This is a genomic window from Inquilinus ginsengisoli (assembly GCF_050434925.1).
GTDB lineage: Bacteria > Pseudomonadota > Alphaproteobacteria > DSM-16000 > Inquilinaceae > Inquilinus > Inquilinus ginsengisoli_B.
Window position 1 is genome coordinate 6,068,563 of sequence record NZ_JBNDJK010000001.1, and the last position, 23,872, is coordinate 6,092,434.

At 70.4% G+C, this 23,872-nt stretch carries 25 protein-coding genes; 16 read left to right on the plus strand and 9 right to left on the minus strand.

What is annotated here, in order from left to right; all coding sequences use genetic code 11:
* Positions 1 to 71 precede the first annotated feature (71 nt).
* The 3 genes from QFZ27_RS28985 (at position 72) to QFZ27_RS28995 (ending at position 3,007) form a co-directional block, all read left to right on the plus strand.
* Entirely contained in the window at positions 72 to 1,244 is a 1,173-nt protein-coding gene (locus QFZ27_RS28985; RefSeq protein ID WP_429229922.1) for an MFS transporter, read from the plus strand.
* 120 nt (positions 1,245 to 1,364) lie between these two features.
* Positions 1,365 to 1,964, plus strand: coding sequence for an NAD(P)H:quinone oxidoreductase (wrbA, locus tag QFZ27_RS28990; RefSeq protein WP_429229923.1), 600 nt, complete (start codon positions 1,365 to 1,367; stop codon positions 1,962 to 1,964).
* 53 nt (positions 1,965 to 2,017) lie between these two features.
* Entirely contained in the window at positions 2,018 to 3,007 is a 990-nt protein-coding gene (locus QFZ27_RS28995; protein ID WP_429229924.1) for a glutathione S-transferase family protein, read from the plus strand.
* 99 nt (positions 3,008 to 3,106) lie between these two features.
* Here the strand turns inward: QFZ27_RS28995 and QFZ27_RS29000 are convergent, their stop codons facing one another.
* From QFZ27_RS29000 to pxpB, 5 genes are read right to left on the minus strand one after another with little or no spacing between them, the layout of a single operon-like run.
* A complete protein-coding gene (locus tag QFZ27_RS29000; protein WP_429229925.1) occupies positions 3,107 to 3,742 on the minus strand; it encodes an HD domain-containing protein in 636 nt (211 codons plus the stop codon).
* A 6-nt stretch (positions 3,743 to 3,748) separates the two neighbouring features.
* Entirely contained in the window at positions 3,749 to 4,201 is a 453-nt protein-coding gene (locus tag QFZ27_RS29005; protein WP_429229926.1) for an NUDIX domain-containing protein, read from the minus strand.
* Positions 4,202 to 4,253: 52 nt separating this feature from the next.
* A complete protein-coding gene (locus QFZ27_RS29010; RefSeq protein WP_429229927.1) occupies positions 4,254 to 5,114 on the minus strand; it encodes an alpha/beta fold hydrolase in 861 nt (286 codons plus the stop codon).
* Between the two features lie 15 nt (positions 5,115 to 5,129).
* Complete coding sequence (locus QFZ27_RS29015) at positions 5,130 to 6,137, minus strand: 5-oxoprolinase subunit C family protein (RefSeq protein WP_429229928.1); 1,008 nt, start codon at positions 6,135 to 6,137, stop codon at positions 5,130 to 5,132.
* Positions 6,134 to 6,844, minus strand: coding sequence for a 5-oxoprolinase subunit PxpB (gene pxpB, locus QFZ27_RS29020; protein WP_429229929.1), 711 nt, complete (start codon positions 6,842 to 6,844; stop codon positions 6,134 to 6,136). The genes QFZ27_RS29015 and pxpB overlap by 4 nt, the downstream gene beginning before the upstream one ends.
* Before the next feature lie 148 nt (positions 6,845 to 6,992).
* Here pxpB and QFZ27_RS29025 point away from each other — a divergent pair, with 148 nt between their 5' ends.
* Both QFZ27_RS29025 and QFZ27_RS29030 read left to right on the plus strand, forming a co-directional pair.
* On the plus strand, positions 6,993 to 8,393 hold the full coding sequence (locus QFZ27_RS29025; RefSeq protein ID WP_429229930.1) for an amidase: 1,401 nt from the start codon (positions 6,993 to 6,995) through the stop codon (positions 8,391 to 8,393).
* Between the two features lie 7 nt (positions 8,394 to 8,400).
* Positions 8,401 to 8,862, plus strand: coding sequence for a YcgN family cysteine cluster protein (locus QFZ27_RS29030; RefSeq protein ID WP_429229931.1), 462 nt, complete (start codon positions 8,401 to 8,403; stop codon positions 8,860 to 8,862).
* A gap of 9 nt (positions 8,863 to 8,871) precedes the next feature.
* Here QFZ27_RS29030 and QFZ27_RS29035 read toward each other — a convergent pair whose 3' ends face one another.
* The 3 genes from QFZ27_RS29035 to QFZ27_RS29045 are packed head-to-tail and all read right to left on the minus strand — an operon-like array spanning position 8,872 to position 10,825.
* On the minus strand, positions 8,872 to 9,468 hold the full coding sequence (locus QFZ27_RS29035; RefSeq protein ID WP_429229932.1) for a hypothetical protein: 597 nt from the start codon (positions 9,466 to 9,468) through the stop codon (positions 8,872 to 8,874).
* Positions 9,465 to 10,097 carry a hypothetical protein gene (locus QFZ27_RS29040; RefSeq protein ID WP_429229933.1) on the minus strand — a complete coding sequence of 211 codons (633 nt, stop codon included), beginning with the start codon at positions 10,095 to 10,097 and terminating at the stop codon, positions 9,465 to 9,467. The genes QFZ27_RS29035 and QFZ27_RS29040 overlap by 4 nt, the downstream gene beginning before the upstream one ends.
* The gene (locus QFZ27_RS29045) at positions 10,094 to 10,825 is read right to left on the minus strand and encodes a MotA/TolQ/ExbB proton channel family protein (protein WP_429229934.1); all 732 of its coding nucleotides are present in this window, start codon (positions 10,823 to 10,825) and stop codon (positions 10,094 to 10,096) included. Before QFZ27_RS29045 ends, QFZ27_RS29040 begins: the two co-directional genes overlap by 4 nt.
* Before the next feature lie 199 nt (positions 10,826 to 11,024).
* Between QFZ27_RS29045 and QFZ27_RS29050 the strand changes: the two genes are divergently transcribed.
* Both QFZ27_RS29050 and QFZ27_RS29055 read left to right on the plus strand, forming a co-directional pair.
* Positions 11,025 to 12,419 (plus strand): histidine kinase, encoded by a 1,395-nt coding sequence (locus QFZ27_RS29050; protein ID WP_429229935.1) that lies wholly within the window; start codon positions 11,025 to 11,027, stop codon positions 12,417 to 12,419.
* A complete protein-coding gene (locus tag QFZ27_RS29055) occupies positions 12,416 to 13,078 on the plus strand; it encodes a response regulator (protein WP_429229936.1) in 663 nt (220 codons plus the stop codon). Before QFZ27_RS29050 ends, QFZ27_RS29055 begins: the two co-directional genes overlap by 4 nt.
* A gap of 343 nt (positions 13,079 to 13,421) precedes the next feature.
* On the opposite strand, the gene QFZ27_RS29060 is transcribed toward QFZ27_RS29055, so the two are convergent.
* A complete protein-coding gene (locus QFZ27_RS29060) occupies positions 13,422 to 14,465 on the minus strand; it encodes an IS110 family RNA-guided transposase (protein WP_429229151.1) in 1,044 nt (347 codons plus the stop codon).
* Positions 14,466 to 14,670: 205 nt separating this feature from the next.
* Between QFZ27_RS29060 and QFZ27_RS29065 the strand changes: the two genes are divergently transcribed.
* The 9 genes from QFZ27_RS29065 (at position 14,671) to QFZ27_RS29105 (ending at position 23,760) form a co-directional block, all read left to right on the plus strand.
* A complete protein-coding gene (locus tag QFZ27_RS29065; protein WP_429229937.1) occupies positions 14,671 to 15,585 on the plus strand; it encodes a homocysteine S-methyltransferase family protein in 915 nt (304 codons plus the stop codon).
* A 242-nt stretch (positions 15,586 to 15,827) separates the two neighbouring features.
* Positions 15,828 to 16,727, plus strand: coding sequence for a dihydrodipicolinate synthase family protein (locus tag QFZ27_RS29070; RefSeq protein ID WP_429229938.1), 900 nt, complete (start codon positions 15,828 to 15,830; stop codon positions 16,725 to 16,727).
* The gene (locus tag QFZ27_RS29075; protein ID WP_429229939.1) at positions 16,724 to 17,380 is read left to right on the plus strand and encodes a GntR family transcriptional regulator; all 657 of its coding nucleotides are present in this window, start codon (positions 16,724 to 16,726) and stop codon (positions 17,378 to 17,380) included. The genes QFZ27_RS29070 and QFZ27_RS29075 overlap by 4 nt, the downstream gene beginning before the upstream one ends.
* Before the next feature lie 50 nt (positions 17,381 to 17,430).
* The gene (locus QFZ27_RS29080; RefSeq protein ID WP_429229940.1) at positions 17,431 to 18,762 is read left to right on the plus strand and encodes an ABC transporter substrate-binding protein; all 1,332 of its coding nucleotides are present in this window, start codon (positions 17,431 to 17,433) and stop codon (positions 18,760 to 18,762) included.
* A gap of 1 nt (position 18,763) precedes the next feature.
* Complete coding sequence (locus tag QFZ27_RS29085) at positions 18,764 to 19,693, plus strand: carbohydrate ABC transporter permease (protein ID WP_429229941.1); 930 nt, start codon at positions 18,764 to 18,766, stop codon at positions 19,691 to 19,693.
* A 13-nt stretch (positions 19,694 to 19,706) separates the two neighbouring features.
* Complete coding sequence (locus QFZ27_RS29090; RefSeq protein WP_429229942.1) at positions 19,707 to 20,552, plus strand: carbohydrate ABC transporter permease; 846 nt, start codon at positions 19,707 to 19,709, stop codon at positions 20,550 to 20,552.
* Positions 20,553 to 20,676: 124 nt separating this feature from the next.
* Positions 20,677 to 21,093, plus strand: a complete 417-nt coding sequence (locus QFZ27_RS29095) for a hypothetical protein (protein ID WP_429229943.1) — start codon at positions 20,677 to 20,679, stop codon at positions 21,091 to 21,093.
* Between the two features lie 153 nt (positions 21,094 to 21,246).
* Positions 21,247 to 21,660: a hypothetical protein gene (locus tag QFZ27_RS29100; protein WP_429229944.1), complete on the plus strand. Its 414-nt coding sequence runs from the start codon at positions 21,247 to 21,249 to the stop codon at positions 21,658 to 21,660.
* Between the two features lie 117 nt (positions 21,661 to 21,777).
* On the plus strand, positions 21,778 to 23,760 hold the full coding sequence (locus QFZ27_RS29105) for a hydantoinase/oxoprolinase N-terminal domain-containing protein (protein ID WP_429229945.1): 1,983 nt from the start codon (positions 21,778 to 21,780) through the stop codon (positions 23,758 to 23,760).
* Positions 23,761 to 23,872: the final 112 nt, after the last annotated feature.

Below are 23,872 nucleotides of genomic sequence, written 5' to 3' on the forward strand. Positions count from 1 at the left end.
AACAATCTGCTTGACGGGCGATCAGGAGATCGCAATATGTTCAACGATCATTGAACATCGGACCACAGCCCATGCCCGCCTCCCTGGTCTGGCTCGCGATCGGCGCTTTCGCCATCGGCACCGAAGGCCTGATGATCGCCGGGCTGCTGCCCGCGATCGCCGCGGATTTCCACAGCTCGGTCGCCGGCGCCGGCCAGTTGATCACCATCTTCGCCCTCGCCTATGCCGTCGGCTCGCCGATCCTGTCGGCATTGTGCGGCGGCCTCGACCGGCGCCGGCTGCTGATCATGGCGCTGCTCGCCTTCGCCGTCTCAAACCTGCTGGCGGCAGTGGCCGCGAGCCTGTGGCAGCTGGTCGCCGCGCGGGTGCTGCTGGCGCTCAGCGCCGGGCTGTTCATGCCGACCGCCTATGCCGTGGCGGCCTCGCTGGTGCCGCCCGAGCGGCGCGGCCGGGCGATCGCCGCCGTGACCAGCGGCATGACTATCGCCACTGCATTGGGCGTACCGCTCGGCGCCTGGATCGGCAACCATGCCGACTGGCGCGCGACCTTCGTCATCGTCGCAATCCTCAGCCTGGCCGGGGTGGCGGGGCTGCGCTTCGGCCTGCCGGCCAAGCTGCCGCTCGGCGCCTCGACCCTGGCGGAACGGCTGGCCGTGGCCCGTCGGCCGGCGGTGCTGCAGGCGCTGATCGTGACCTTCTTCTGGATCGCCGCCGCCTTCGTCCTCTACACCTTCATCGCGCCCTATCTGGAGCGCGCGGCCGGGATCGGCCCGGACGGGGTCAGCGCGGTGCTGTTCCTGTTCGGCATCGGCTCCGCCATCGGCAACGCCGTCGGCGGCCAACTGACCGACAAGATCGGCCCGGTCCGGCTGCAGCTCGCCGCCCTGGTCTTCCTGACCCTGTCCCTGGCCGGTCTGGGCGCCGCCACCGCCCTGCCGAGCAATCAGGCGCTGATCGCCATCGTGCCGCTGATGCTGGTCTGGAGCATCGCCGGCTGGGCCTTCCACCCGGCGCAGACGACGCGGCTGATCCGGCTGGCGCCGGAGGTCGGGATGATCGCGGCGTCGCTCAACGCCTCGGCGCTCTATGCCGGCATCGCCTTCGGCTCGGCGGTCGGGGCGGCGACGCTGGAGCGGGGCGGCGTCCCGGCGCTCGGCTGGGTCGGCGCCCTGTCGGCAGCGATCGCTCTGGTGCTGCTGGCGGCGACGTCGCGCCGCCGGGCGGCGAGCCCGCAGCCGGCCTAGCGAAGCGATCGTCGCCTCCCAGGAAACAATCCTGTGCCGGATCGGCGGGTTATCCCGCCTCGTCTCGAGGATTACCTTTCAGCCGCAGCACAGGCTGCCAGTCCGAAGGGAATCCATGCGATGACGAAGGTCCTGGTCCTCTATTACAGCTCCTACGGCCATATCGAGACCATGGCCACGGCGGTGGCCGAGGGCGTGCGCGAGGCGGGCGGCGAACCCACCATCAAGCGCGTGCCCGAGCTGGTGCCGGAAGAGGTCGCCCGCTCCTCCCACTTCAAGCTCGACCAGGCGGCGCCGGTCGCCACGATCGACGAGCTGGCCGATTACGACGCCGTGATCTTCGGCGTGCCGACCCGCTTCGGCATGATGGCGGCGCAGATGCGGAACTTCCTCGACCAGGCCGGTGGCCTGTGGATGAAGGGCGCCCTGATCGGCAAGGTCGGCAGCGTCTTCGCCTCGAGCGCGACCCAGCATGGCGGCCAGGAGGCGACGATCCTGAGCTTCCACACCTTCCTGCTGCACCAGGGCATGGTGGTGGTCGGCCTGCCCTATTCCTTCCAGGGCCAGATGACGCTGGACGAGATCACCGGCGGGTCGCCCTACGGCGCCACCACCATCGCCGGCGGCCAGGGCCAGCGCCAGCCGAGCGAGAACGAGCTCGCCGGCGCCCGCTTCCAGGGCGCGCATGTGACCAAGATCGCGTCCAAGCTCGCCGGCTGAGTGTTTGCAGGATGACGCCGCCGGGTCCTGCCCGGCGGCCGATGGAGGATGCGATGGGCCTGCTGATCGAGGGCCGCTGGGCCGACCAGTGGTACGACACCAGATCGACCGGCGGGCGCTTCGTGCGGCAGGACAGCGCCTTCCGCGGCAAGGTCACGGCCGATGGCAGCTCCGGCTTCAAGGCCGAGGCCGGCCGCTACCACCTCTATGTCTGCTACGCCTGCCCCTGGGCGCATCGCACCCTGATCGTGCGGGCGCTGAAGGGGCTGCAGGACGTGATCTCGGTCGATGTGGTCGACCCGTTCATGGGCGCCCAGGGCTGGACCTTCGCCGACATCCGCACCGGCATCCGCTCGCCCGGCGCCACCGGCGACCGGGTCAACGGCAAGGCGGCGCTGCACGAGATCTACACCCTGGCCAAGCCGGACTATACCGGCCGGGTCACCGTGCCGGTGCTGTGGGACAAGCAGACCGGCACGATCGTGAACAACGAATCGGCCGAGATCATCCGGATGCTGAATTCGGAGTTCGAGGAATTCGCCGACCGGTCGGTCAATCTGGCGCCGGCCGAACTGCTGCCGGAGATCGACGCGATCAACGCCGAGGTCTACGACCGGGTAAACAACGGCGTCTACAAGGCCGGCTTCGCCACCGACCAGGCGGTGTACGAGGAGGCCGTGACCCGGCTGTTCGAGATGCTGGAGCGGCTGGAGACGCATCTGTCGGCGCATCGCTGGCTGGTCGGCGACCGGCTGACCGAGGCCGACATCCGGCTGTTCACCACGCTGCTGCGCTTCGACCCGGTCTATCACGGCCACTTCAAGTGCAACCTGCGGCCGCTGCACGAATACCCCGCGCTGTGGGGCTTCACCCGCGAGATCGCTCAGCTGCCGGGCGTGGCCGCGACGATCGAGATGACGCATATCAAGCGGCACTATTACGAGAGCCACCACAGCATCAACCCGACCGGCATCGTGCCGAAGGGCCCGATGCTGGACCTGACGGCGCCGCACGGACGGGAGCGGCTGGCGGCGGCGCGGTGACTTCGTAGGTTGGGTTCGCGGCTGCGAACCGAACATTCGCCGGGATCGGTTGCAAAATGCTGGGTTCGCGATGCGAACCCAGCCTACGCCCCAGAGGCGTCAGACCTGATCCGGCTCCGGCACCCAGATCTTCTCCCGGTCAGCCCGACCATAAAGCCGCTCGACCAGCAGCCGCAGCGTCGGGTCGCTGTCCAGTGCCTCCTGCATCCGGCTGAAGGTGCGGGTCCGGGTGACGCCGTGCTCGTGCCAGGACTTGCCGCCGCTGAGCACGTTCTGGGCGAAGGCCTGCAGCCGGTCGAGGGCACGGGCGTAGCGCGCCTCCGGCGTCTCGCCGGCCTCGAACTCGGTCCACCAGCCATGCACCTTGTCGCGCAGGTCGGGTGGCAGCAGGCCGAACAGCTTCACCGCCGCCTCGGCCTCGCGCGCCGCCTGGCCCTGCCGGCCGACATCGTCATAGGCGAAGGTGTCGCCGGCATGGATCTCGACCAGATCGTGCGTCAGCACCAGCGACAGCACCTTGGCGATGTCGACCTCGAAGCCGATCTCGTCCTTCAGCAGCAGGGCGTACAGCGCCATGTGCCAGGTGTGCTCGGCGTCGGTCTCGCGCCGGCTGCCGTCGGTCAGATAGTTCTGCCGGGTGATCTGCTTGAACTGGTCGCAGACCAGCAGGAACTCCTGGATCCGGGCCAGGCGGTCGCCAGGGATTGGGGCGGCGGGCGGGGGCGTTTCAGTCATGATGCGTCACCAGACGGGGTCGATGCTGCGGTGGCCGAGGATCTCCTGGATCCGGCGATGGGTTGCGCCGTGGATGTCGCGCGGCAGGCCGTCGGCCGGGAAGAACCGGGCCTCGGCGATTTCGTAGGACAGGCGGCCGCCGCACGGGCGCCAGCGGTCGGCCAGGAACACCGCGACGTGGTCGCAGCGCAACTTGTCGAAATGGGCGTAGACCGAGAACAGCCGCGCCCCCGATTCGACCTCGACCGCCGCCTCCTCCCGCGCCTCACGCACGGCACAGGCCTCGAAGCTCTCCCACTTCTTGACGCCGCCGCCCGGGAAGAACCAGCCGGGGCGGTAGGTGTGGTGCACCAGCAGGAAACGCCCCTCCCCGTCCCGCACCACCATGCGGGCGCCGAGGGTCAGCGGCTTGCGCAGCCGCAGATAGGCATTGTGGGCGCGGTGCAGCAGGCGCGGCATGGTACGGTGGGCCGAATTCATGGCCGCAGATGACCGGCGGAGCGGGCCGGTGTCAACCGGCCACGAACCCGGCGATCGCGGCCCGCAGCGCCTCCGGCTCGTCGACCCGGATCGAATGGCTGCTGTCCTCGAAGATGCGCAGGGTCGAGCCCGGAATCAGGCGATGGATCTCCTCGGAGAATTCCGGCGGGCAGATCCAGTCGTGCCGTCCGGCCAGGATCAGCGTCGGCGCGGTGATCCGCGCCAGCTCCGGCCGCAGATCGAGCCGGCGCAGGAAGCCGTCGGGGCCGAAGGCGCGGTTGATCGCATCCGGCGAATGGATCGCCCGGCCCCGCGTCGCCGCGGCCGCCGCCGGGTCGTAGCGGCGGGAATAGAGCGGCCCCATCGCCTGGTAATAGGCCTCCAGCTCGGCCTCGCTGCGGAAGCCGCCGGCCCAGAGCGTCTCTCCCGCCGCGATCTGCTCGGCATTGCCGCGCTCGCGCAGGATCTCCTGCGCCCGCTGGTGGAAGCCGGCATGGGCGGCGGTGACGATCAGCACCAGATGCGACACCGCCTCCGGATAGCGCGCGGCATGCGCCATCGCCACCATGCCGCCATAGCTGGTGCCGATGCTGGCGATCGGCCCCAGGCCGAGATGGCGGCGCAGCGCCTCCATGTCCTCGACATTCTCGTCGAGCGTGTAGCGCGCCGGGTCGCCGCGGGCGGAGCGGCCCTGGCCGCGATGGTCGAAATAGACCAGCTGCAGGTGCTGGGCCAGCGGGCTCAGGCTCGGCTTGAAGCCGCTGTGGTCCGAGCCCGGGCCGCCATGGATCAGGAAGCCGGTCGGCCGCTGCCGCATCGCGCCGCCCTCCGGCACCAGCCCGGCGCCGTCGATGTCGAACCAGATCTCGGTGTCGCGGATCGTCGCGCGCATCTCGTCTCCTCGAAATCAGATCCCGGCGTGGACAGTCACCCCGGCGGCCAGGCGCCGCAGGTCCAGCCGCGCCTGGCGCCGTCGCTCCTCCGCCTCGGCCAGCCCGACCGGCACGAAGCGCAGCACGTCGCCGGGGCGCAGCTGGCCCAGCACCGGCAGGTCGGAGTCGATCACCTGGGCGATCCGCGGATAGCCGCCGGTGCTCTGGGCGTCGGCCATCAGCACGATCGGCTTGCCCTCCGGCGGCACCTGCACCGTGCCGGTCGTCACCGCCTCGGACAGCAGGTCGCGGGGATAGGACAGGCTCAGCACCGGCCCGTCCAGCCGATAGCCCATGCGATCGGAGCGCGGGCTGACGGTGAAGCGCTCATTGTGGAAGGCGACCAGGCTGTCGGGATCGAAGGCGGTCGCCTGCAGCCCCGGCAGCACCCGGACATGCGGCGACCGCCGCAGCGACGGGTCGAGATCGGCGGCCGCCGACCAGCCGGTGGTGGCGAAGGGCCGGGCGCCGCGCTCCGCCGCCAGCAGCCGGGCCAGGCGCTCACCCAACGCGGTCGGCGCGCCGGCGGCAAGCCGGTCGCCCGCCTTGAGCGCCCGACCCTCGAACCCGCCGAGCCCGGCCCGCAGATAGGTCGAGCGGCTGCCCAGCACCGGCGGCACGGCGATGCCGCCCGCGACCGCCAGATAGCTGCGGCAGCCGATATTCGTCGGGGTGAAGCGCAGCTCCGCCCCGGCCGGCACCAGCACCGGCCGGCGCAGCGGCACCGTCTCGCCGCCCACCGTCCCGCGCATGCCGCCGCCGGCCAGCGCGATCAGCGTCTCCGCCTCGAAGCGCAGCACCGGCCCCATCAGCGTCATCTCGAGCGTGGCGGCGCCGGGGCCGTTGCCGGCCAGGATGTTGGCGACGGCATGCGACCGCCGGTCCATCGCCCCACCCACCACCACGCCGTGGCGGCGATGACCGAAGCGGCCGAGATCCTGCACCGTCGACAGCAGGCCGGGGTCGAGAACGGCAACGGTCACTTGGCAACTCCGGCCAGGGCCTCGAACTCCGCCGCCACGATCGGGCGGAAGCGGATGCGGTCGCCGGCGGCCAACAGGCAGGGCGGGTTCTCGGCCGGCAGGAACAGCGCCAGAGGCGTGCGGCCGATCAGGTTCCAGCCACCGGGGGATTCGACCGGGTAGATCCCGGTCTGCGGTCCGCCGATCGCGACCGTCCCGGCCGGGATCTTCAGCCGCGGCGAGGCCCGGCGCGGCGTCGCCAGCCGCTCCGCCAGCCCGCCGAGGAAGGGGAATCCGGGGCTGAAGCCGATCATGTGCACCCGGTATTCGGCGCCGGAATGCAGCGCGACCACCTCCTCCTCGGTCAGGCCGTGATGCTGCGCCAGCTCGGCCAGGTCCGGGCCGAAGCCGCCGCCATAGGCGACCGGGATCTCGACCAGCCGGGGTTCCCCCAGCGCCGCCGGGTCGAGGCCGCCCAGCCGCGCCTCCAGCAGCCGTTGCACCGTGGCCGCCGGCGGCTCGTCGCGGTCGCGCGGCACGGCGTCAGGGTCGAAGAACACCGCCAACGTGGCGAAGCCGGGCGAGGCCTCGACGAAGCCGGGGAACGGGTCGCGCTCCAGCGACAACGCCAGAGCATGGATGGCGTCGGCGATCGCCGGATCGATGGTCTCGCCGAAGCGCACCACCATCGCGGTCTCGGTCATCACGGCGATCGACGCAGCGGTCACGGGCCTCTCCTCGAATCCTGCCCCAAGCCATAGCGCGGCAACGCTCTCTGCGGAAGCATGGTGGTCCGCCTCTTGATTAGCCCGCTGGGGCGGCGATGATAGGCGCGGCGCGATGCGCCGCCCTGCCTCGCGACCCGGGAGACCCTGCGTGACCGATCCGGCCCTGTTGTCGGCAGCCGAGCTGTCGAGCCTCTACGCCGCCCGCGACCTGTCCCCGGTCGAGGCGACGCAGGCCAGCCTCGCCCGGATCGAGCGGCTGAACCCGCAGCTCAACGCCTTCTGCGGCATCCATGGCGACGAGGCGCTGGCCGCGGCCCGGCAGTCCGAGGCGCGCTGGCGCGAGGGCCGGCCGCTGAGCCCGATCGACGGCGTCCCGACCTCGGTGAAGGACCTGGTCCTGGCCCGCGGTTGGCCCACCCTGCGCGGGTCGAAGACGGTCGACCCGGCCGGCCCCTGGGACCAGGACGCCCCGTCGGTGGCGCGGCTGCGCGAGGCCGGGGCGGTCTTGGTCGGCCGCACCACCACACCGGAATTCGGCTGGAAGGGCGTCACCGATTCGGCGCTGACTGGCATCACCCGCAACCCCTGGGACCCGACGAAGACGCCCGGCGGCTCCTCCGGCGGCGCGGCGGTGGCGGCGGCCACCGGCATGGCGGCGCTGAACATCGGCAGCGACGGCGGCGGGTCGATCCGCATCCCGGCCGGCTTCACCGGCATCTTCGGGCTGAAGCCCAGCTTCGGCCGGGTGCCGGCCTATCCGCTGAGCCCGTTCGGCACCGTCTCGCATCTCGGGCCGATGACCCGCACGGTGCGCGACGCGGCACTGATGCTGTCGGCGATGGCGCGGCCCGACCCGCGCGACTGGACCGCCCTGCCTTTCCCGGTGACCGATTTCACCGAGGGGCTGGAGGACGGGGTGCGCGGCCTGCGCATCGCCTACGCCCCGACCCTGGACGACGCGCCGGTGGATCCCGAGGTGGCGGCGTCGGTGGCGCAGGCGGCGGAGGTCTTCGCCGGCCTCGGCGCCCGGGTCGAGACGGTGACGCTGGACCTGCCCGACACCGGCCCGATCTTCCGTGCCCATTGGTTCGTCGGCGCGGCGACGTTGCTGTCCTCGATCCCCGAGGAGAAGCACGCCCTGATCGACCCCGGCCTGCGCGCCGTGGCTGCCGAGGGCGCGGCGATCCCGCTGCTCGACTACACTCGCGCAACGCTGGCCCGCGGCCGGCTGGGCGTGAGGATGAACCAGTTCCACCAGGACTGGGACCTGCTGCTGATGCCGACCCTGCCGATCCCCGCCTTCGATGCCGGCCGGGCCCAGCCGACGGCGCCGGACGGCTCCTATTGGGCGAACTGGACGCCCTTCAGCTATCCCTTCAACCTGACGCAGCAGCCGGCGGCCAGCGTGCCCTGCGGCCTGACCGCGGCGGGCCTGCCGATCGGCCTGCAGATCATCGGCCCGATGTTCCAGGACGCGCTGGTGCTGCGTGCCGCCCGCGCCTTCGAGGCGCTGCACCCGGCGCCGCTGCCGCCGCTGGCCCGCCCATGACCGCCTGATGGTGACGGAAACCAGGCCTTTCTGGCGCCGCAAGCGCCTGGACGAGATGACCCGCAAGGAGTGGGAGTCGCTGTGCGATGGCTGCGGCCGCTGCTGCCTGCACAAGCTGCGCGACGCCGACGAGCCGCCGGACACGCCCAACGTCGACTACACCGACATCGCCTGCAAGCTGCTGGACACCCACAGCTGCCGCTGCACGAACTACCCGACCCGCCGGCGCTACGTGCCGGACTGCGTGCAGCTGACGCCGAAGAACGTCGACCATCTCGGCTGGATGCCCTCGACCTGCGCCTACCGCCTGCTGTCCGAGGGCCACGATTTGTACTGGTGGCACCCGCTGGTCTCCGGCGACCCGGAGACGGTGCACATCGCCGGCATCAGCGTGCGCGACAAGGTGGTCTCCGAGACCGAGGTCGAGGAGGACGAATACGAGGATCACATTGTGGAGTGGCCGGCCTGACCGGCCGCATTACGGAATGTCCTTGGCCGGCAGCACCGGCTTGGGCAGCGGAACCAGATCGACCGATTTCGACTGGCCGCCGAGGAATTCCGGGTCGAGCAGCCCGCCGCCCGACGGATCGCCGCCCGGCGGCGCCCCCGTGTCCACGACTCCCATCACGCCGGCATGCGACGGGCTGCCGAACAGCTGCGCCCGGCCACCCTGCGGGTGGCCGTTCTCGATCTCCGCCTGCGCCGCGGACACCCGGCCGGCCAGCTCCCGCGAATAGGGCAACAGATAGGCCCTGGGCACGCCGCTCGGCAGGTTGGCGTCGTCCAGCTCCTCCAGCCAGAGATGGATGGCCCCGGGCTCGCCGCGCGCCGGGTTGGGCTCCAGCACCCGGGTCCACAGCACCTGGAACCGGTCCGGCACCGCCACCGGCGCCGACCAGCCGAGCAGCCCCTGGGTGGCGAAGAACACGACGACGTAGACTGCGCTGGCGGCCAGGATCGCGGTGATCTTGAACAGCCGCCGGACCGGCAGCCAGATCAGCACCGCAAGCAGCAGCACGCTCAGCAGCACATAGGCCAGGGACAGGCCGAGAACGGCGGTCTGCAGCGACATCATCCTGCATTCCGCTTGCTGTTGTGGAAGGTCTGGAGAATGGATCTCTGGATGTGGCTGGTCTCGGTAACCTGGCCCGTCGCATCCAGGGTGAAGCGCATGGCGGTCTTCTCCTCCCCGCCCTGGTCGAGTTCGACGGTGTCCTTGGCGACGATCGTCACGATCGGATTGAGCTTCTGGACCGTCACGGTCACCGGCACGGTCTGGCTGGTCAGCGCGGTGAAGTGATAGACATTCACCGTATATTCGCCGGCCACGATGCCGCGGATGGTGACCAACTCCTGCCGGGTCGACGTCAGCACCTTCCGCCCATTCACCAGGACGAAGTCGTTGAGGCCGCCGCGGTCGTCGCGGTCCAGCACCATGAAGCCGGCCTCGCGCCGGCGGAACCAGACGATGTTGCCGAGCGGATCCTGGACGAAGATGTCGAAATCGTCGGGGTGGTTGTCCGGCCAGTCCAGGCTGATCAGGAACTCGGCCTTGCTGTCGACCTTCCCCTCCTTGGCCTCGGGCGCGACGATCAGCAGCGCCACGAAGAACAGGAAGGCCAGGATCTGCAGCGCCTTGAACAGCACCACGCTGAACGGGTCGAAAGCCTCGTCGCGCGGCAGCAGGTCGAAATCGTCGATCATTCGGCGGGTGCCCGGGCTTCCAGCGCCGACACGACATGGACCTCGGTGAGGTCGACCGCGAAGGCGAAGATCTTCGCCGTGGCACCATCCAGCAGCGAGTACTGGATCTTGAGCAGGACCGATCCCGCCAGCCCGACCAGCGTGGTGTACATGGCCACCGCCATGCCGTCGCTCATCAGCGACATCGACGACCGCACCGCCTCGCGGTTCTCGGTGTCCAGCCCGGCGATCGGCGCCAGCATCATGATGAAGCCGATGATGGTGCCCAGCAGGCCCAGCTTCATCAGCGTGTCGCTGGCGAAGGCGCCGAAGGCATTCGAGCCGCGCAGCCGGCTGGCGAGAACGCGCAGCAGCAGCGTCTGGTCGAGCCGCTCGCCGCCCTGCAGCGCGGCCTTGGTGGTGAGGTCGCGGATATGGCCGGAGACGAGGCCGGGCGGCAGGCTCCCCTCGGCCAGGACCCGGCGGCCGTTCTCGACCACGGCCTGCGCCGCCTTCAGGGCCGCATCGCCTTCCCGCGAGATCGCGAGGACGCGCCACAGGCAATGCAGGCTGCTGGCGACGTAGAGCACCGAGATGATCAGCGAGATATGGGTCGGGTCGCTGGCCACCATCCGGCCGATCAGGCCGAAATACCACAAGAGGACAACGGCGAAGAAGCTGACGCCGGTGAAGATCAACCAGGGCAGCAGCGGATCACCCCCGGGCAAATCGACTCTACGCTGGCTCATGCAGGGGCTCCGGCGGCAGGGGATCGACCGTCCGAAGCCTATCGGCGAGGCAGGGCAAAGGCCTGGGCACCGGTCCCGAACCGGCCTGGGCAATATGCCCGAGTTGCGTCGCCGGCCGCTCCTCCATGGCCTGCGCGCTTGCCAGCCCGGGGGCCTGCCGCCCAGTATGAGCAAGTTCAATTCAGACGAGAGCCGGGAAATGAACCTATTCGTTCATCTCGTCTTGCGCCTCGCCGGCGTCGTCCTGCTCTGCCTGGCCTGCGCCGTCGGCTGGGTGCTGGTCGACACCCACCGCGCCATCGAGAAGGAGGCCGCGGCCTCCGCCGACCGGGTCGCCGGCACCCTCGAGGCGCTGTACTGGCGCGAATTGCTGTGGCGCGGCGGGCTCAGCCGCGAGCATCTCGTGCCGATCCCGGCCTGGGAAACCATGGCCACCATGAAGGTCATCGCGCCCGGGGTCTGCGTCACCTTCTCCCCCGATAGCGAGCCGCCGCGGCGGCTGTGCAGCCAGCTGGAAGCGATCGGCGATCCGGCGCCGGACTGGTTCCGGGCCGTCTACGACCAGGTCTTCGGCGCCTATGCCCGGATCGAACGTCCCCTGTCCGCGCGGCAGCCCTTGGCCGGCATGGTCACGGCAGAGCCGGACCGCGGCGCCGCGATCCGCCAGGCCTGGCACCAGGTGGCCGTCGTGCTCAGCGTGGCCGCCTTGCTCGCGGCCGGCATCGGCATCCTGGCCGCCGTGCTGATCGGGCAGTCGCTGATGCCCGCCCGCACCATCGTCGCCGGCCTGCAGCGCCTCGGGCGAGGCGACTACAGCTACCGCCTTCCCGGCTATCGCACGGCGGAGTTCGACCAGATCTCCCGCGCGGTGAACGACCTGACCACCCGCCTGGCCGAGACCACGGCGCAGCGCGTGGCGCTGACCAACCGCCTGTTCCAGGTGCAGGAGGAGGAGCGCCGGGCGCTGGCCCGGGACCTGCACGACGAGTTCGGCCAGTGCCTCGCGGCCGTCGGCGCCCTGGCCACGGTGATCGAGCTGGAAGCGGCGGACCGCCCCGACCTCGCCAAGGATGCGCGCTCGATCCGCGAGACCAGCAAGCGGATGTCGGCGACTTTGCGCGGCGCCCTGGCCCGGCTGCGGTCGCAGGAGGTCGAGGAGCTCGGCCTGGAGGCCAGCCTGGCCCAGCTCGTTGCCGGCTGGAACGCGCAGAAGGACCGGCAGGCCGCCTTCCATCTCGATATCGTCGGCAGCCTCGCCGGCGTGCCCGAGGCGACCGGACTGAGCATCTACCGCATCGCCCAGGAGTGCCTGACCAACGCCGCCCGCCACGGCAAGCCGCGCGACGTCCGGCTGCAGGTGCAGCGCGTCGACGCGGAGGGTCGCGACGCCGTCGCGGTCAGCGTCGAGGATGATGGCGGCGGCACCCTGTCCCGGCTGGGCTGGGCGCCGGGCTACGGCATCCTCGGTATCCGCGAGCGGGTGACGGCGCTGGGCGGCAGCCTGTCGATCAGCCAGGCGCGCTGGGGCGTGCGCGTCGCTGCCCTGATCCCGCTGCTGCCCGCCCGCGAGGCGCCGGAAGCGGCGCCGGCATGACCGAGCTGACCATCCTGCTGGTCGACGACCATCCCGTGGTGCGGGAGGGCTATCGCCGCCTGCTGGAGCGCATACCGGGCTACAAGGTCGTGGCCGAGGCCCACGACGCCACCTCCGCCTACCAGGCCTACCAGAAGGTCAGGCCCGACGTGGTGGTGATGGACCTGTCGCTGCCGGGCGTCGGCGGGATCGAGGCGCTGCGGCACATCCGGCAATGGGACCGTGACGCGCGCATTCTGATCTTCACCATGCACAGCGGCGCCGGCTTCGCCCTGAAGGCGTTCGAGGCGGGCGCCGCCGGCTATGTCACCAAGGGCAGCGACGCCGCCGAGCTGGTCAACTCCATCGCGGTCGTCGCCCGGGGCGGCCGGGCCATGAGCGACGACGTGGCCCAGGAGATCGCCGCCGAGCGCCTGGCCCGGCCGAGCTCCCCGCTCGACGAGCTCAGCCCGCGCGAGACCGAGATCCTGCGCCTCGTCGCCTCGGGCTGGTCGGATGAGGAGGTCGCGGCCTCGCTGCATCTCAGCCTGAAGACGGTCCGCAACTACCACTACCAGATCAAGGCCAAGGTCGGCGCCCGCACCGACGCCCATCTGGTGTGGCTGGCCATGGGCATGGGCCTGGTCCAGGCCGGACCGCAGGGGACCGCACTGAAGTGAGTCCAAAGGGGTAGTAAGGTCCCATTCTATTGTCATTGCCGGGCTTGACCCGGCAATCCATATGTGGACGGCCCCCTGCCTGCAAGGCATTTGGGCATGGTCAGGGAGCGGATCGCTAGCATCCATATGTCCGGCCTGTTGAGTGCGGTCGCGATGACCGCTGGCCAAGATGATATCCACGGCGGGAGTTCCAGACAGGGGCGAGACGTTGAGGCGCCACTGGATTGCACGGAGTGTCTCCCGGCTTGGATCGATCGATCCCAATCATCTGCTCGTCAGCTTGCAGGTCCGGCCTCAGCGGGAGCGGGCGAGCCCGTGAGGGCTCCCGCTCGCCGCGGAGCTCTCAGGCGCCGAGGGTTGCGGCGGCGGGTTGGGGGCGATAACGCTCGCCGGAGACCATCAGCTTCCAGGCGATGCGGGCGATCTTGTTGGCCAGCGCCACGGCGGCGAGCTTGGCCGGCTTGCGGGCGACGAGATCGAGCAGCCAGGGCGGGGCCGAGCGGCTGGTGCCGCGGCTGACCTGCCGGATCACGGAGGTGGCGCCGACCACGAGCTGGCTGCGCAAGGCCTCGTCGCCGGCGCGGGTGATGCCGCCGAGCCGCTGCTTGCCGGCGGTGTTGTGGTTCTTGGGCGTGAGGCCGATCCAGGCGGCGAAGTCGCGGCCGGAGCCGAAGCGCTGGGGCTCGGGCGCCCTCAGCACCAGGATGGTCGCGCCGACCGGCCCGATGCCGGGGATCTCGGCCAGGCGACGGCTCGCCTCGTCCTGCCGGTGCCAGGCCATCAGCCGGGTGTCGGCGGCCTCGACCTGCACCTCGAGCCGGGCATGCTCGCAGGCCAGCTCGGCGAACAGGGCCCGCGCCGTCTCCGGCACCGTCGGATCTTCCTCGATCCGCCGCAACAGCGCCGTGATCTTGGCCGGGCCCTTGGCGGCGACCAGCCCGAACTCGGAGGCATAGCCGCGGATCGTGTTGATCAGCTGGGTCCGCTGCCGCACCAGCCGTTCGCGCAGCCCGGCCAGCATCAAAGCCGCCTGGGTCTCGGCGCTCTTCACCGGCACCAGGCGCTGCCGCACCTTCGGCCGGCTCATCGCCTCGCAGATCCCCTCGGCATCCGCCGCGTCGGTCTTGCCGCGCGGCACGTACGGCTTGACGTATTGCGGCGGGATCAACTCCACCTGATGGCCCAGCGCCTGCAGCTCCCGAGCCCAGTAGTGCGATCCACCACAGGCCTCCATCCCCACCCGGCACGGCGGCAGCTTGGCGAAGAACTTCAGCACGTCCTGACGCCGCAGCTTCTTCCGCAGCACCACCTGCTCCGCTGCATCCACCCCGTGCAGCTGGAAAACACTCTTCGACGTGTCCATCCCAATGCGCGTAATCTCGGTCACGGACGGCCTCCTTCGATGAGATCTTTGACAGCCTCATCCTGGCACACTGATGCCGTTCGGGGGCCGTCCACCTCATCAGGGGCCGCCAAGAACCGCTCTGGCCGCCCCTGGATCCTCGGGTCAAGCCCGAGGATGACAGTTTGTGTTGGCGGCGGGGCTGCCGGGGCTGCAGTGTCGCGTCCCGAACGGAACCGAGGGCGTCGACATGTCAGGACCCGGCGTGACGCTGCTGGATGGCGGCATGGGGCGGCAGCTCGCCCGCATGGGTGCCCCGTTCCGGCAGCCGGAATGGTCGGCGCTGGCGCTGATCGAGGCGCCGGACACGGTGCAGGCGGCGCACGAGGCCTTCATCGCCGCCGGGGCCGAGGTGATCACCAGCAACAGCTATGCGCTGGTGCCCTTCCACATCGGCGAGGAGCGCTTTGCCGCACGCGGGCTGGAGCTGGCCGACCTGTCAGGACGGCTGGCGCGCCAAGCTGCGAAAACAGCCGTGGCCCCGGTGCGGGTGGCGGGATCGCTGCCGCCGCTGTTCGGCTCCTACCGCCCCGACCTGTTCGAGCCGGAGCGCGCGCCGGAGATCGCGAAGATCCTGGTCGACGGGCTCGCGCCGCATGTCGACCTCTGGCTGGCCGAGACCCAGAGCTCGATCCGCGAGGTCACCGCGGCGGCCGCAGCCGTCGCCGGGCGCGGCAAGCCGCTGTGGATGTCCTACACCATCGAGGACGAGCGGCCCGAACCTGGCGCGCCCCGGCTGCGCTCCGGCGAGCCGGTGGCGGAGGCGGTGCGCGCGGCCCTCGGCCTCGGCGCCGAGGCCGTGCTGTTCAACTGCAGCCAGCCCGAGGCGATGGGCGACGCCGTCGCCGCCGCGGCGCGGGTGATCGGCGCGGCGCCGGCCCGGATCGGCGTCTATGCCAACGCCTTTCCGCCGCAGCCGGAGGACGCCGCCGCCAATGACGGTCTGTCGGAGCTGCGCGCCGACCTCGATCCCGACAGCTATCTCGGCTGGATCCGGCGCTGGGTCGGCCTCGGCGCCTCCCTTGTCGGCGGCTGCTGCGGCATCGGCCCGGAGCACATCGCCCGCATCCGGACGGCGTTGCCGGAGCTGGCCCGGACCTCATAGGCCACACCTCGTCATGGCGAGCGAAGCGTGATCATCCAGTCCCGCGGCCGGAGCAGACTCCGGCACCTGGATGGCCGCGGCGCTGCGCGCCTCGCCATGACGATGTGAAGGCCTTGCCGACGGAATCCAGCACCTTTTTTGTTCGACATATTGACGGGCCATACTCCCTGCGCTACGACTGACATGTCAGATCGATATCACTGGCCGCACGCAACCAAGCGGCAGACGACAGGGAGTTGGACGTGCCCCACGCAGGCGAGCGTTTCGGCCTTTCCGCGGCGTTGACCGTTCCCTTCCGGCCGGACGGGCATGTCGATTTCCCGCGCTTCGTCGCGCATGTGCGCTGGTGCCTGGCGCAGGGCTGCCGCACCGTCACCGCCTTCGGCACCACCGGCGAGGGTGCCGCCTTCTCCCTGGCCGAGCGCGATCAGGTGCTGGGCGCGCTGGCCGGCGCCGGCATCGAGGGGCGCCAGCTGGTCGGCGGCATCGCCGCCTCCTCGGCCGAGGACGCGGTGGCCCAGGCGCGCATGGCGCTGGATTTCGGGGCCGACGCGCTGCTGCTGCCGCCGCCCTTCTACTTCAAGGGCGTCGGCGACGACGGCCTGTTCGCCTGGTTCGCCCGGGTGTTCGAGCAGCTCGGCGCCGCCGCCCGCGGCGTCCTCCTGTATCACATCCCCAGCGTCACCCAGGTGCCCCTCTCCGTCGACCTCGTCGGCAGGCTCCGCGCGGCCTTCCCCGAGGTGATCCGCGGCGTCAAGGATTCCTCCGGCAGCTGGGACTACGCCCAGGCCCTGCTGGCGCAGCATCGCGACTTGGCGATCCTGATCGGCGACGAGCGCTGCCTCGCCGCCGCCGTCCGGCTCGGCGGCCAGGGCGCCATCTCCGGCATCGCCAACATCTACCCCGAGGCGATGCTGCCGCTGGTGCAGGAGGGCCGCGAGGACGACCGCATCCACCGCTTGGTCGCGGCGCTGCTGGCCTATCCGGTGATCCCGGCGGTCAAGGCGCTGGTGGCTCACCGCACCGGCGACCGCACCTGGCTCGCCACCCGCGCGCCGCTGCAGCCGCTGTCGCCGACCGAGGCGGCGCGGCTCGGCGCCGTGGCGGACAGCCTGTTCACGGCGATGGCGGCGACCGGATGAGCGACGGCGAGCCGCTGAAGCTGCGCGAGAAGGCCTATGACAGCTTCACCCAGCACCTCCTGGCCAACAACCTGCACGCCGGGCAGTTCATCTCCCAGCGCGAGCTGGTGGCGCTGACCCAGATGCCGCTCGGCGCCATCCGCGAGCTGGTGCCGCGGCTGGAGGCCGAGGGGCTGATCAAGACCGTGCCGCAGCGGGGCATGCAGATCATGCACATCGACCTGACCATGATCCGCGACGCCTACCAGTTCCGGCTGTTCCTGGAGAAGGAGGCAACCGCCGCCTTCGCCCGCTCGGTCACCGACGGCGGCCTGGCGGTGCTGCGGGCGCAGCATGAGGAGATCATCGCCCGGGTCGAGCGCGAAGGTCCAACCCCGCAGGTGGTCGACGACGCCCAGGCCACCGATTGGGGCCTGCACGACATCATCATCGACGCGCTGGGCAACGAGATCATCTCCAAGACCTATCGCGTCAACTCGATCAAGATCCGGCTGATCCGGCGCGAGCTGACCGGCATCGCCGGACTGGTCGTGCCGGTGATGCGGGAGCATCTCGGCATCATCGACGCGATCGCGAGCCGGGATCCGGTCCGCGCCGCCGAGGCGATGACGGCGCATATCGCCAACGCCCGCAACCGCGCCCTCGGGCTATAACGCAAATCGGCCGGGCTCAGCCCGGATCAAGCAATCAAAGGGAGGATATCATGGCGTCCATACTGAATCTGAGCCGCCGCTCGCTCCTGGCCGGCACCGCAGCCGCCGCCGCTGCGGCCGCCCTGCCCCGGATCCGTCCGGCCTGGGCCGCGCCGGACTGGAAGAAATACGCCGGCACCCATATCGAGGTGAACCTGGTCAAGAGCCCGCGCAGCGAGACCATCGCCCGGAACCTCAAGGAATTCACCGACCTGACCGGCATCGATGTCGGGCTGGAGCAGACGCCGGAGCAGCAGCAGCGGCAGAAGGCGGTGATCGAGTTCAACAGCGGCGCCCCCAGCTTCGACGTCATCCATCTCAGCTACCATGTGCAGAAGCGGATGTTCGAGAAGGGCGGCTGGCTGGCCGACCTGCGGCCGTTCCTGGCCGACCCGGCCCTCGCCGACCCGAACCTCAGCCTGACCGACTTCTCCAGCGCCGGCCTGGCCTACGCCACCGCCGACGACGGCGCCATCGGCAGCCTGCCGCTCAGCGTCGACTACTGGATCATCTACTGGAACAAGGAGCTGTTCGCGGCCAAGGGGCTGAAATACCCGACCAGCTTCGAGGAGTTGGTGTCCGCCGCCGAGGCGCTGACCGACCCGGCCGCCGGCACCTACGGCTTCGTCGCCCGCGGCATGAAGAATGCCAATGTCCCGGTCTGGACCTCGTTCATGCTCGGCAACGGCGTCGCCCCGCTCGCCGACGACCGCAGCCTGGCCACCACCTCCGACGGCGCGGTCGAGGCGGCGAAGCTGTACCAGCGCCTGCTGACCAAGGCGGCCCCTCCCGGCGTCGCCGGCTTCAACTGGAACGAGTGCCAGTCGGCCTTCCTGCAGGGCAAGGTCGGGATGTGGCTGGACGGCGTCGGCTTCGCCAAGCCGCTGGAGGACCCGAAGCTGTCGCGCGTGGTCGGCAAGACCGGCTACGGCGTCATGCCGAAAGGCCCGAAGGCCCAGGCCTCCGCCACCTTCGGCGACGGCATCGGCGTGGCCGCCGGCAGCGAGAACAAGGAGGCCGCCTTCCTGTTCTGCCAGTGGGCGGTGTCGCGCACGGTGCAGGCCGACCTGCTGCAGAGCGGCTCGGGCGTGCCGTTCCGCACCTCGATCCTCGACGATGCCGAGGTGCGCAAGGGCGTGACCCTGCCGGCCGACTGGATCGATGCCGTCGTCGGCTCGTCCAAGGTCAGCAAGCTCGGCCTGCCGGTGATCGTGCCGGTGACCGAGTTCCGCGACATCTTCGGCATCGCCCTGACCAACATCGCCGGCGGGGCCGACCCGGCCGCCGAGCTGGCCAAGGCGACCGAGCAGTTCAAGCCGATCCTGGACAAGAGCGAGGCCTGAGGTGATCGAAGCCGCGGACGCCGGGACGAGGCGGCGGGTGCGGGCGCGGCGGCCGAACGCCGTCGCGCCGACCCTGCGCACCTACCTGCCCTTCATCCTGCCGGCGGTGGTGGTGGTCGGGGCGGTGATCGTCTTCCCCTGGGCCTTCACCGGCTGGGTCAGCCTGCATGACTGGCAGGCCACCGGCGCCGGCGGCTTCATCGGCCTCGACAACTACGCCCGGCTGTTCACCGACGCCCGCTTCGGCGAGGCGGTGTGGCAAACGCTGGTCTACACCGTCCTCTCCGTGCTGCTGCCGCTGGTCCTCGGGCTGGCGGCGGCGCTGGTGTTCAACGAGCGCTTCCCGCTGCGCGGCCTGGCCCGCGGCATCATCATCATGCCGATGATGGCGACCCCGGTCGCCATCGCCCTGGTCTGGACCATGATGTTCCACCCGCAGCTCGGCGTGCTGAACTACCTGCTCAGCCTGGTCGGGCTGCCGCCCTCGCTCTGGGTGTTCGACCAGGCGACGGTGATCCCGTCGCTGGTGCTGGTTGAGACCTGGCAGTGGACGCCGCTGGTCATGCTGATCGTGCTGGGCGGCCTGTCCGCCCTGCCGACCGAGCCCTATGAAAGCGCCCAGATCGACGGCGCCAGCTGGCTGCAGCAGTTCCGCTACCTGACCCTGCCGATGATCTCGCCCTTCCTGATGGTGGCGGTGATCATCCGTTCGATCGACGCGCTGAAGAGCTTCGACATCATCTACGCCATCACCCAGGGCGGCCCGGGCACGGCGTCGGAGACGATCAACATCTATCTCTACACCCAGGCCTTCACCTACTACGACATCGGCTACGGCTCGGCGATCGCGGTGGTGTTCTTCGGCATCGTCGTCGCCATGTCCCTGGCGCTGCTGTGGCTGCGCCAGTGCGCCAAGCTCGCGGCCACCTGAGGAGGTCCAGATCATGTCCCGCCCCCTCGCCCCCCGCGCTCTCACCAAGGCCCTGCGCCGCGCCGCCCTGTATTTCACCGTGCTGGTGATCGTGTCGCCGGCGCTGCTGTTCTTCCTGTGGATGCTGTCGCTGTCGCTGAAGCCGGAGGTCGACAACATCAGCTACCCGCCGGTGCTGATCCCGACCACCCTGGCCTGGAGCAACTACGCCCAGGTCTTCGCCGAGAACTCTTTCGGCCGCTACTTCATCAACAGTCTGATCGTCACCGGCAGCGCCACGCTGATCGGCCTGGTGATCGGCGCGCCGGCCGCCTATGGCATCGCCCGGGCCAAGGCGACCAAGCTGTCCGTCGTCGTCATGATCGCGCGGATGACGCCGGGCCTCAGCTACCTGATCCCGCTGTTCCTGATGTTCCGCTGGCTCGGGCTGATGGGCACGCTGTGGCCGCAGATCATCACCCATCTGGTGATCACCCTGCCGATCGTGATCTGGGTCCTGATCTCCTATTTCGAGGCCCTGCCGATCGAGCTGGAGGAGGCCGGGCGGATCGACGGCGCCAATCGCTGGCAGGTGTTCCGCCACGTCGTGCTGCCGCTGACCCGGCCGGGGCTGACCGTGGCGCTGCTGCTGTCCTTCATCTTCTCCTGGAACAACTTCGTGTTCGGCATCGTCCTGGCCGGACGCACCACCCGCACCCTGCCGGTCGCGGTCTACAACTCGCTGACCTTCGAGCAGGTCAGCTGGGGCCCGCTCTCGGCCGCGGCGCTGGTGGTGGTGCTGCCGGTGCTGGTGCTGACCGTGGTCGCCCAGAAGCAGATCGTGGCCGGCCTGACCTCCGGCGCAGTGAAGGGCGGCTGAGCCGCCGCCCCTCATGAATTCGCGATGCACCCCAATTGGATCACTTGCAAATTAGGTAAAATGCCGTAGTTTGTAGGTATATAGTCATGCTCATTTGAAACGCATTGGCTCAGGGGATGGTGTCATGTCCGTCATTCAGATCGCCGACGATCGGGCCCTGCCGGCAACGGCACCCGCGACCTCCATCCGAACCGCCCTGGTCAGCCGCCAGGACGAGATCCTCTCCCTGCGGCAAAACGCATCCGAGATCCTGTTCCGGCTTCGGGCCGTCCGCGAGACCTGGCCCGACACCGACCTGCCGCCGGCCCAGGAACGCTGGGTGCTGCAGCAGGTGATCGAATGCCTGACTGTGAGCTGCGACCCGCCGATCGGGGACGAGTTCGACCGGATCGCGGTGGCCGGCCAGGCGCTGGCCCTGCTGTTCGACATGTCGGATGAGGAGTTCGCGGCCGTCGCCGGGGACGACGACGATTACGACCTGGTCGATTTCGACGCTGATCTCGACGATGCGGAGGATCTGGCGGCGGCCAGCGGTGTATAGGATCTCCTCTGGCCGCGATTTTGCCGGATGCATCCCCGAACCGGCCAGCAGATCCTAGCCAAATGGATGATTGCAAATTAGATAAAATGCTTTAGATTTTAGGTATATAGTCTAAGGCCTGCGAGCCGTATTGGGATCAGAGGGGGGACCACCATGCCCTTCACGCAATTCGACAACTCCGGAATTTCTCCGTCGGCAGCGCCCGGGGTCATCCAGGCATCGCTGGTCGGCCGTCAGGAAGAAATCCAGTCCTTGCGCCAGAACGCCGCCAGGATCCTGCGCGCGCTCCGGCGGGTTCGCGAATCGTGGTCCGACGACGATGTTCCGCCGCCGCAGGAGCGCTGGGTTCTGGACCAGATCCTGTGGTGCCTGCTGGCCAGCCAGAACCCGCCTTCCGGTGACGAATACGACCACATCGAGGCCGCCGGACAGGTGCTCTCGCTGCTGGTCGAGATGCCGGGCGCCAATTTCGAGCCCGACGAAAGGGACGATGCCGATTACGACTTGGTGGATTTCGACACCGCTCTCGACGAGGCCGAATTCCTGGTGACCGGCAACACCTGGTAAATCCGACCCGGCACCGGCCGCGGCTGGACCCATCCTCGTCGCATGCCGAATAGCTTTGCCGCGCGAGACGTCTTGTCCTAATCCGAGACGGCATTTTCAGCTTCGGCGCGGTTCATCTTGTCCCTCTCCCTCGGCATCGACACCGGCGGCACCTTCACCGACGCGGTCCTGTTCGACCCGGACCGCGGCGTTGTCGCCGCCGCCAAGCGGCTGACCACCAAGCACGACCTCGCGCTGGGCATCGGCGCCGCGATCGACGCGGTGCTGGAGCAGCACCCGGCCGAGATCGGCTTCGTCGGCCTGTCCACCACCCTGGCCACCAACGCCGTGGTCGAGGGCCAGGGCAACCCGGCCTGCCTGATCCTGATCGGCTATCCCGAGGCGGCGCTGGACCGCGCCGGGCTGCGCGAGGCGCTCGGCAGCGACCCGGTGGTGGCGGTGTCCGGCGGGCATCGGTCGACCGGCGAGGAGCAGGCGCCGCTGGACCTGGAGGCGGTCCGCGCCGCCATCCTGCGCCACGCCCCGGCCGTGACCGCCTTCGCCGTCGCCGGCTATTTCGCCGTGCGCAACCCGGCGCATGAGCAGGCGGTGCGCGACCTGGTGCGCGACCTGACCGGCAAGCCGGTGACCTGCGGCCATGAATTGACCTCCGGCCTCGACGCGCCGCGGCGGGCCCTGACCGCGCTGCTCAACGCCCGGCTGATCCCGCTGACCGCATCGCTGATCCGGGCCGTGCGCGGCCGGCTCGACGCCCGCGGCATCACCGCGCCGCTGATGGTGGTGAAGGGCGACGGGTCGCTGATCGCCGACCGCTTCGCTTTGGCCCGGCCGGTCGAGACCGTGCTGTCCGGCCCCGCCGCCAGCGTCGTCGGCGCCCGCTGGCTGACCGGCCGCGAGGACTGCTTCGTCTCGGATATCGGCGGCACCACCACCGACATTGCCATCCTGAAGGACGGCCGCCCCCTGGTGAACCGCGAGGGCGCCCAGGTCGGCGGCTGGCGCACCATGGTCGAGGCGGTGGAGATCCGCACCTTCGGCCTGGGCGGCGACAGCGAGGTGCGGATCGAGCCGGGCTTCGGCCTCGCCGTCGGCCCGCGCCGGTCGGTGCCCTTGAGCCTGCTGGTGCACCAGCATCCGGAGATGCTGGCGGCGCTGCGTCGCCAGGCCGAGCGCACCGAGGGCATCAGCCTGGACGGCCGCTTCGCCCTGCGCCTGCGGGCGCTCGACACCGACACCCTGTCGCCGCCGGAGCGGCGGATCTGGGATGCGCTGGCCGACGGGCCGCAGCCGCTGGAGACCGTCCTGAGCAGCCACCTGCTCGACCGGCCGCTGGAGCGACTGGTGGCGCGCGGGCTGGTGATCCTGTCCGGCTTCACCCCGACCGACGCCGCCCATGTGCTGGGGCTGCATGGCGGCTGGTCGCGCGAGGCGGCGCTGCTCGGCGCGGCCCTGTGGGCCCGGCGCCCGGCCGAGCCCGGCTGGACCCCGCCCGCCGATGCCGAAGCCTTCGCCCGCTCGGTGCTGGAGCGGCTGACCGCCGACAGCGCCCTGGCGCTGGTCGAGGCGGCGCTGGCCCGCGACGGCGTCGCCGACCCGGCCCGGGAGGCGCGCGGCCTGCTGCCGCGCCGGGCGGTGGCGGGCGACCGCGCGGCCTCCGACCTGCTGCGCCCCACCCTCGCCCTCGGCCTGCCGCTGGTCGGCATCGGCGCCTCGGCCGCGACCTACTACCCGGAGATCGCCCGGCGTCTCGGCACCGAGAGCGTGGTGCCGGAGCATGCCGGCGTCACCAACGCCATCGGCGCGGTGGCCAGCGGCGTGCTGCAGCGCGCCACGATCACCATCACCGCGCCGGAGGAAGGCCGCTTCCGCGTCCACGCCCCGGCCGGCATCCGCACCTTCGGCAGCCTGGAGGAGGCCGCCGCCCATGCCGAGGCCGAGGCCCGCGGCCGGGCCGAGGCCCTGGCCCGCGAGGCCGGCGGCCAGGAGGTGGCGGTTACCGTCACCCGCGCCGACCGCGTGGTGTCGATGGCCGGCGGCCTCGACATGTTCGTCGAAAGCACCGTCACCGCCACCGCCGCCGGCCGGCCGCGGATGGGGTGAGGCTCGTCTCCCCGCCCTTCCCTTATCGTCATCGCCGGGCTTGACCCGGCGATCCAGGGGCCACCGAGAGCGGCATCGGCATTCCCTGGATGCCCGGGTCAAGCCCGGGCAT

Bases quoted from the DNA above. Each gene is read 5' to 3' on its own strand.
- QFZ27_RS29090 (WP_429229942.1), top strand. From the start codon at position 19,707: ATGTCCCGCCCCCTCGCCCCCCGCGCTCTCACCAAGGCCCTGCGCCGC.
- QFZ27_RS29005 (WP_429229926.1), bottom strand. From the start codon at position 4,201: ATGCCGCGCCTGCTGCACCGCGCCCACAATGCCTATCTGCGGCTGCGC.
- QFZ27_RS29075 (WP_429229939.1), top strand. From the start codon at position 16,724: ATGAGCGACGGCGAGCCGCTGAAGCTGCGCGAGAAGGCCTATGACAGC.
- QFZ27_RS29045 (WP_429229934.1), bottom strand. From the start codon at position 10,825: ATGAGCCAGCGTAGAGTCGATTTGCCCGGGGGTGATCCGCTGCTGCCC.
- QFZ27_RS29000 (WP_429229925.1), bottom strand. From the start codon at position 3,742: ATGACTGAAACGCCCCCGCCCGCCGCCCCAATCCCTGGCGACCGCCTG.
- QFZ27_RS29095 (WP_429229943.1), top strand. From the start codon at position 20,677: ATGTCCGTCATTCAGATCGCCGACGATCGGGCCCTGCCGGCAACGGCA.
- QFZ27_RS29050 (WP_429229935.1), top strand. From the start codon at position 11,025: ATGAACCTATTCGTTCATCTCGTCTTGCGCCTCGCCGGCGTCGTCCTG.
- QFZ27_RS28985 (WP_429229922.1), top strand. From the start codon at position 72: ATGCCCGCCTCCCTGGTCTGGCTCGCGATCGGCGCTTTCGCCATCGGC.
- QFZ27_RS28995 (WP_429229924.1), top strand. From the start codon at position 2,018: ATGGGCCTGCTGATCGAGGGCCGCTGGGCCGACCAGTGGTACGACACC.
- QFZ27_RS29100 (WP_429229944.1), top strand. From the start codon at position 21,247: ATGCCCTTCACGCAATTCGACAACTCCGGAATTTCTCCGTCGGCAGCG.
- QFZ27_RS29030 (WP_429229931.1), top strand. From the start codon at position 8,401: ATGGTGACGGAAACCAGGCCTTTCTGGCGCCGCAAGCGCCTGGACGAG.
- QFZ27_RS29035 (WP_429229932.1), bottom strand. From the start codon at position 9,468: ATGATGTCGCTGCAGACCGCCGTTCTCGGCCTGTCCCTGGCCTATGTG.
- wrbA (WP_429229923.1), top strand. From the start codon at position 1,365: ATGACGAAGGTCCTGGTCCTCTATTACAGCTCCTACGGCCATATCGAG.
- QFZ27_RS29055 (WP_429229936.1), top strand. From the start codon at position 12,416: ATGACCGAGCTGACCATCCTGCTGGTCGACGACCATCCCGTGGTGCGG.
- QFZ27_RS29065 (WP_429229937.1), top strand. From the start codon at position 14,671: ATGTCAGGACCCGGCGTGACGCTGCTGGATGGCGGCATGGGGCGGCAG.
- QFZ27_RS29010 (WP_429229927.1), bottom strand. From the start codon at position 5,114: ATGCGCGCGACGATCCGCGACACCGAGATCTGGTTCGACATCGACGGC.
- QFZ27_RS29040 (WP_429229933.1), bottom strand. From the start codon at position 10,097: ATGATCGACGATTTCGACCTGCTGCCGCGCGACGAGGCTTTCGACCCG.
- QFZ27_RS29080 (WP_429229940.1), top strand. From the start codon at position 17,431: ATGGCGTCCATACTGAATCTGAGCCGCCGCTCGCTCCTGGCCGGCACC.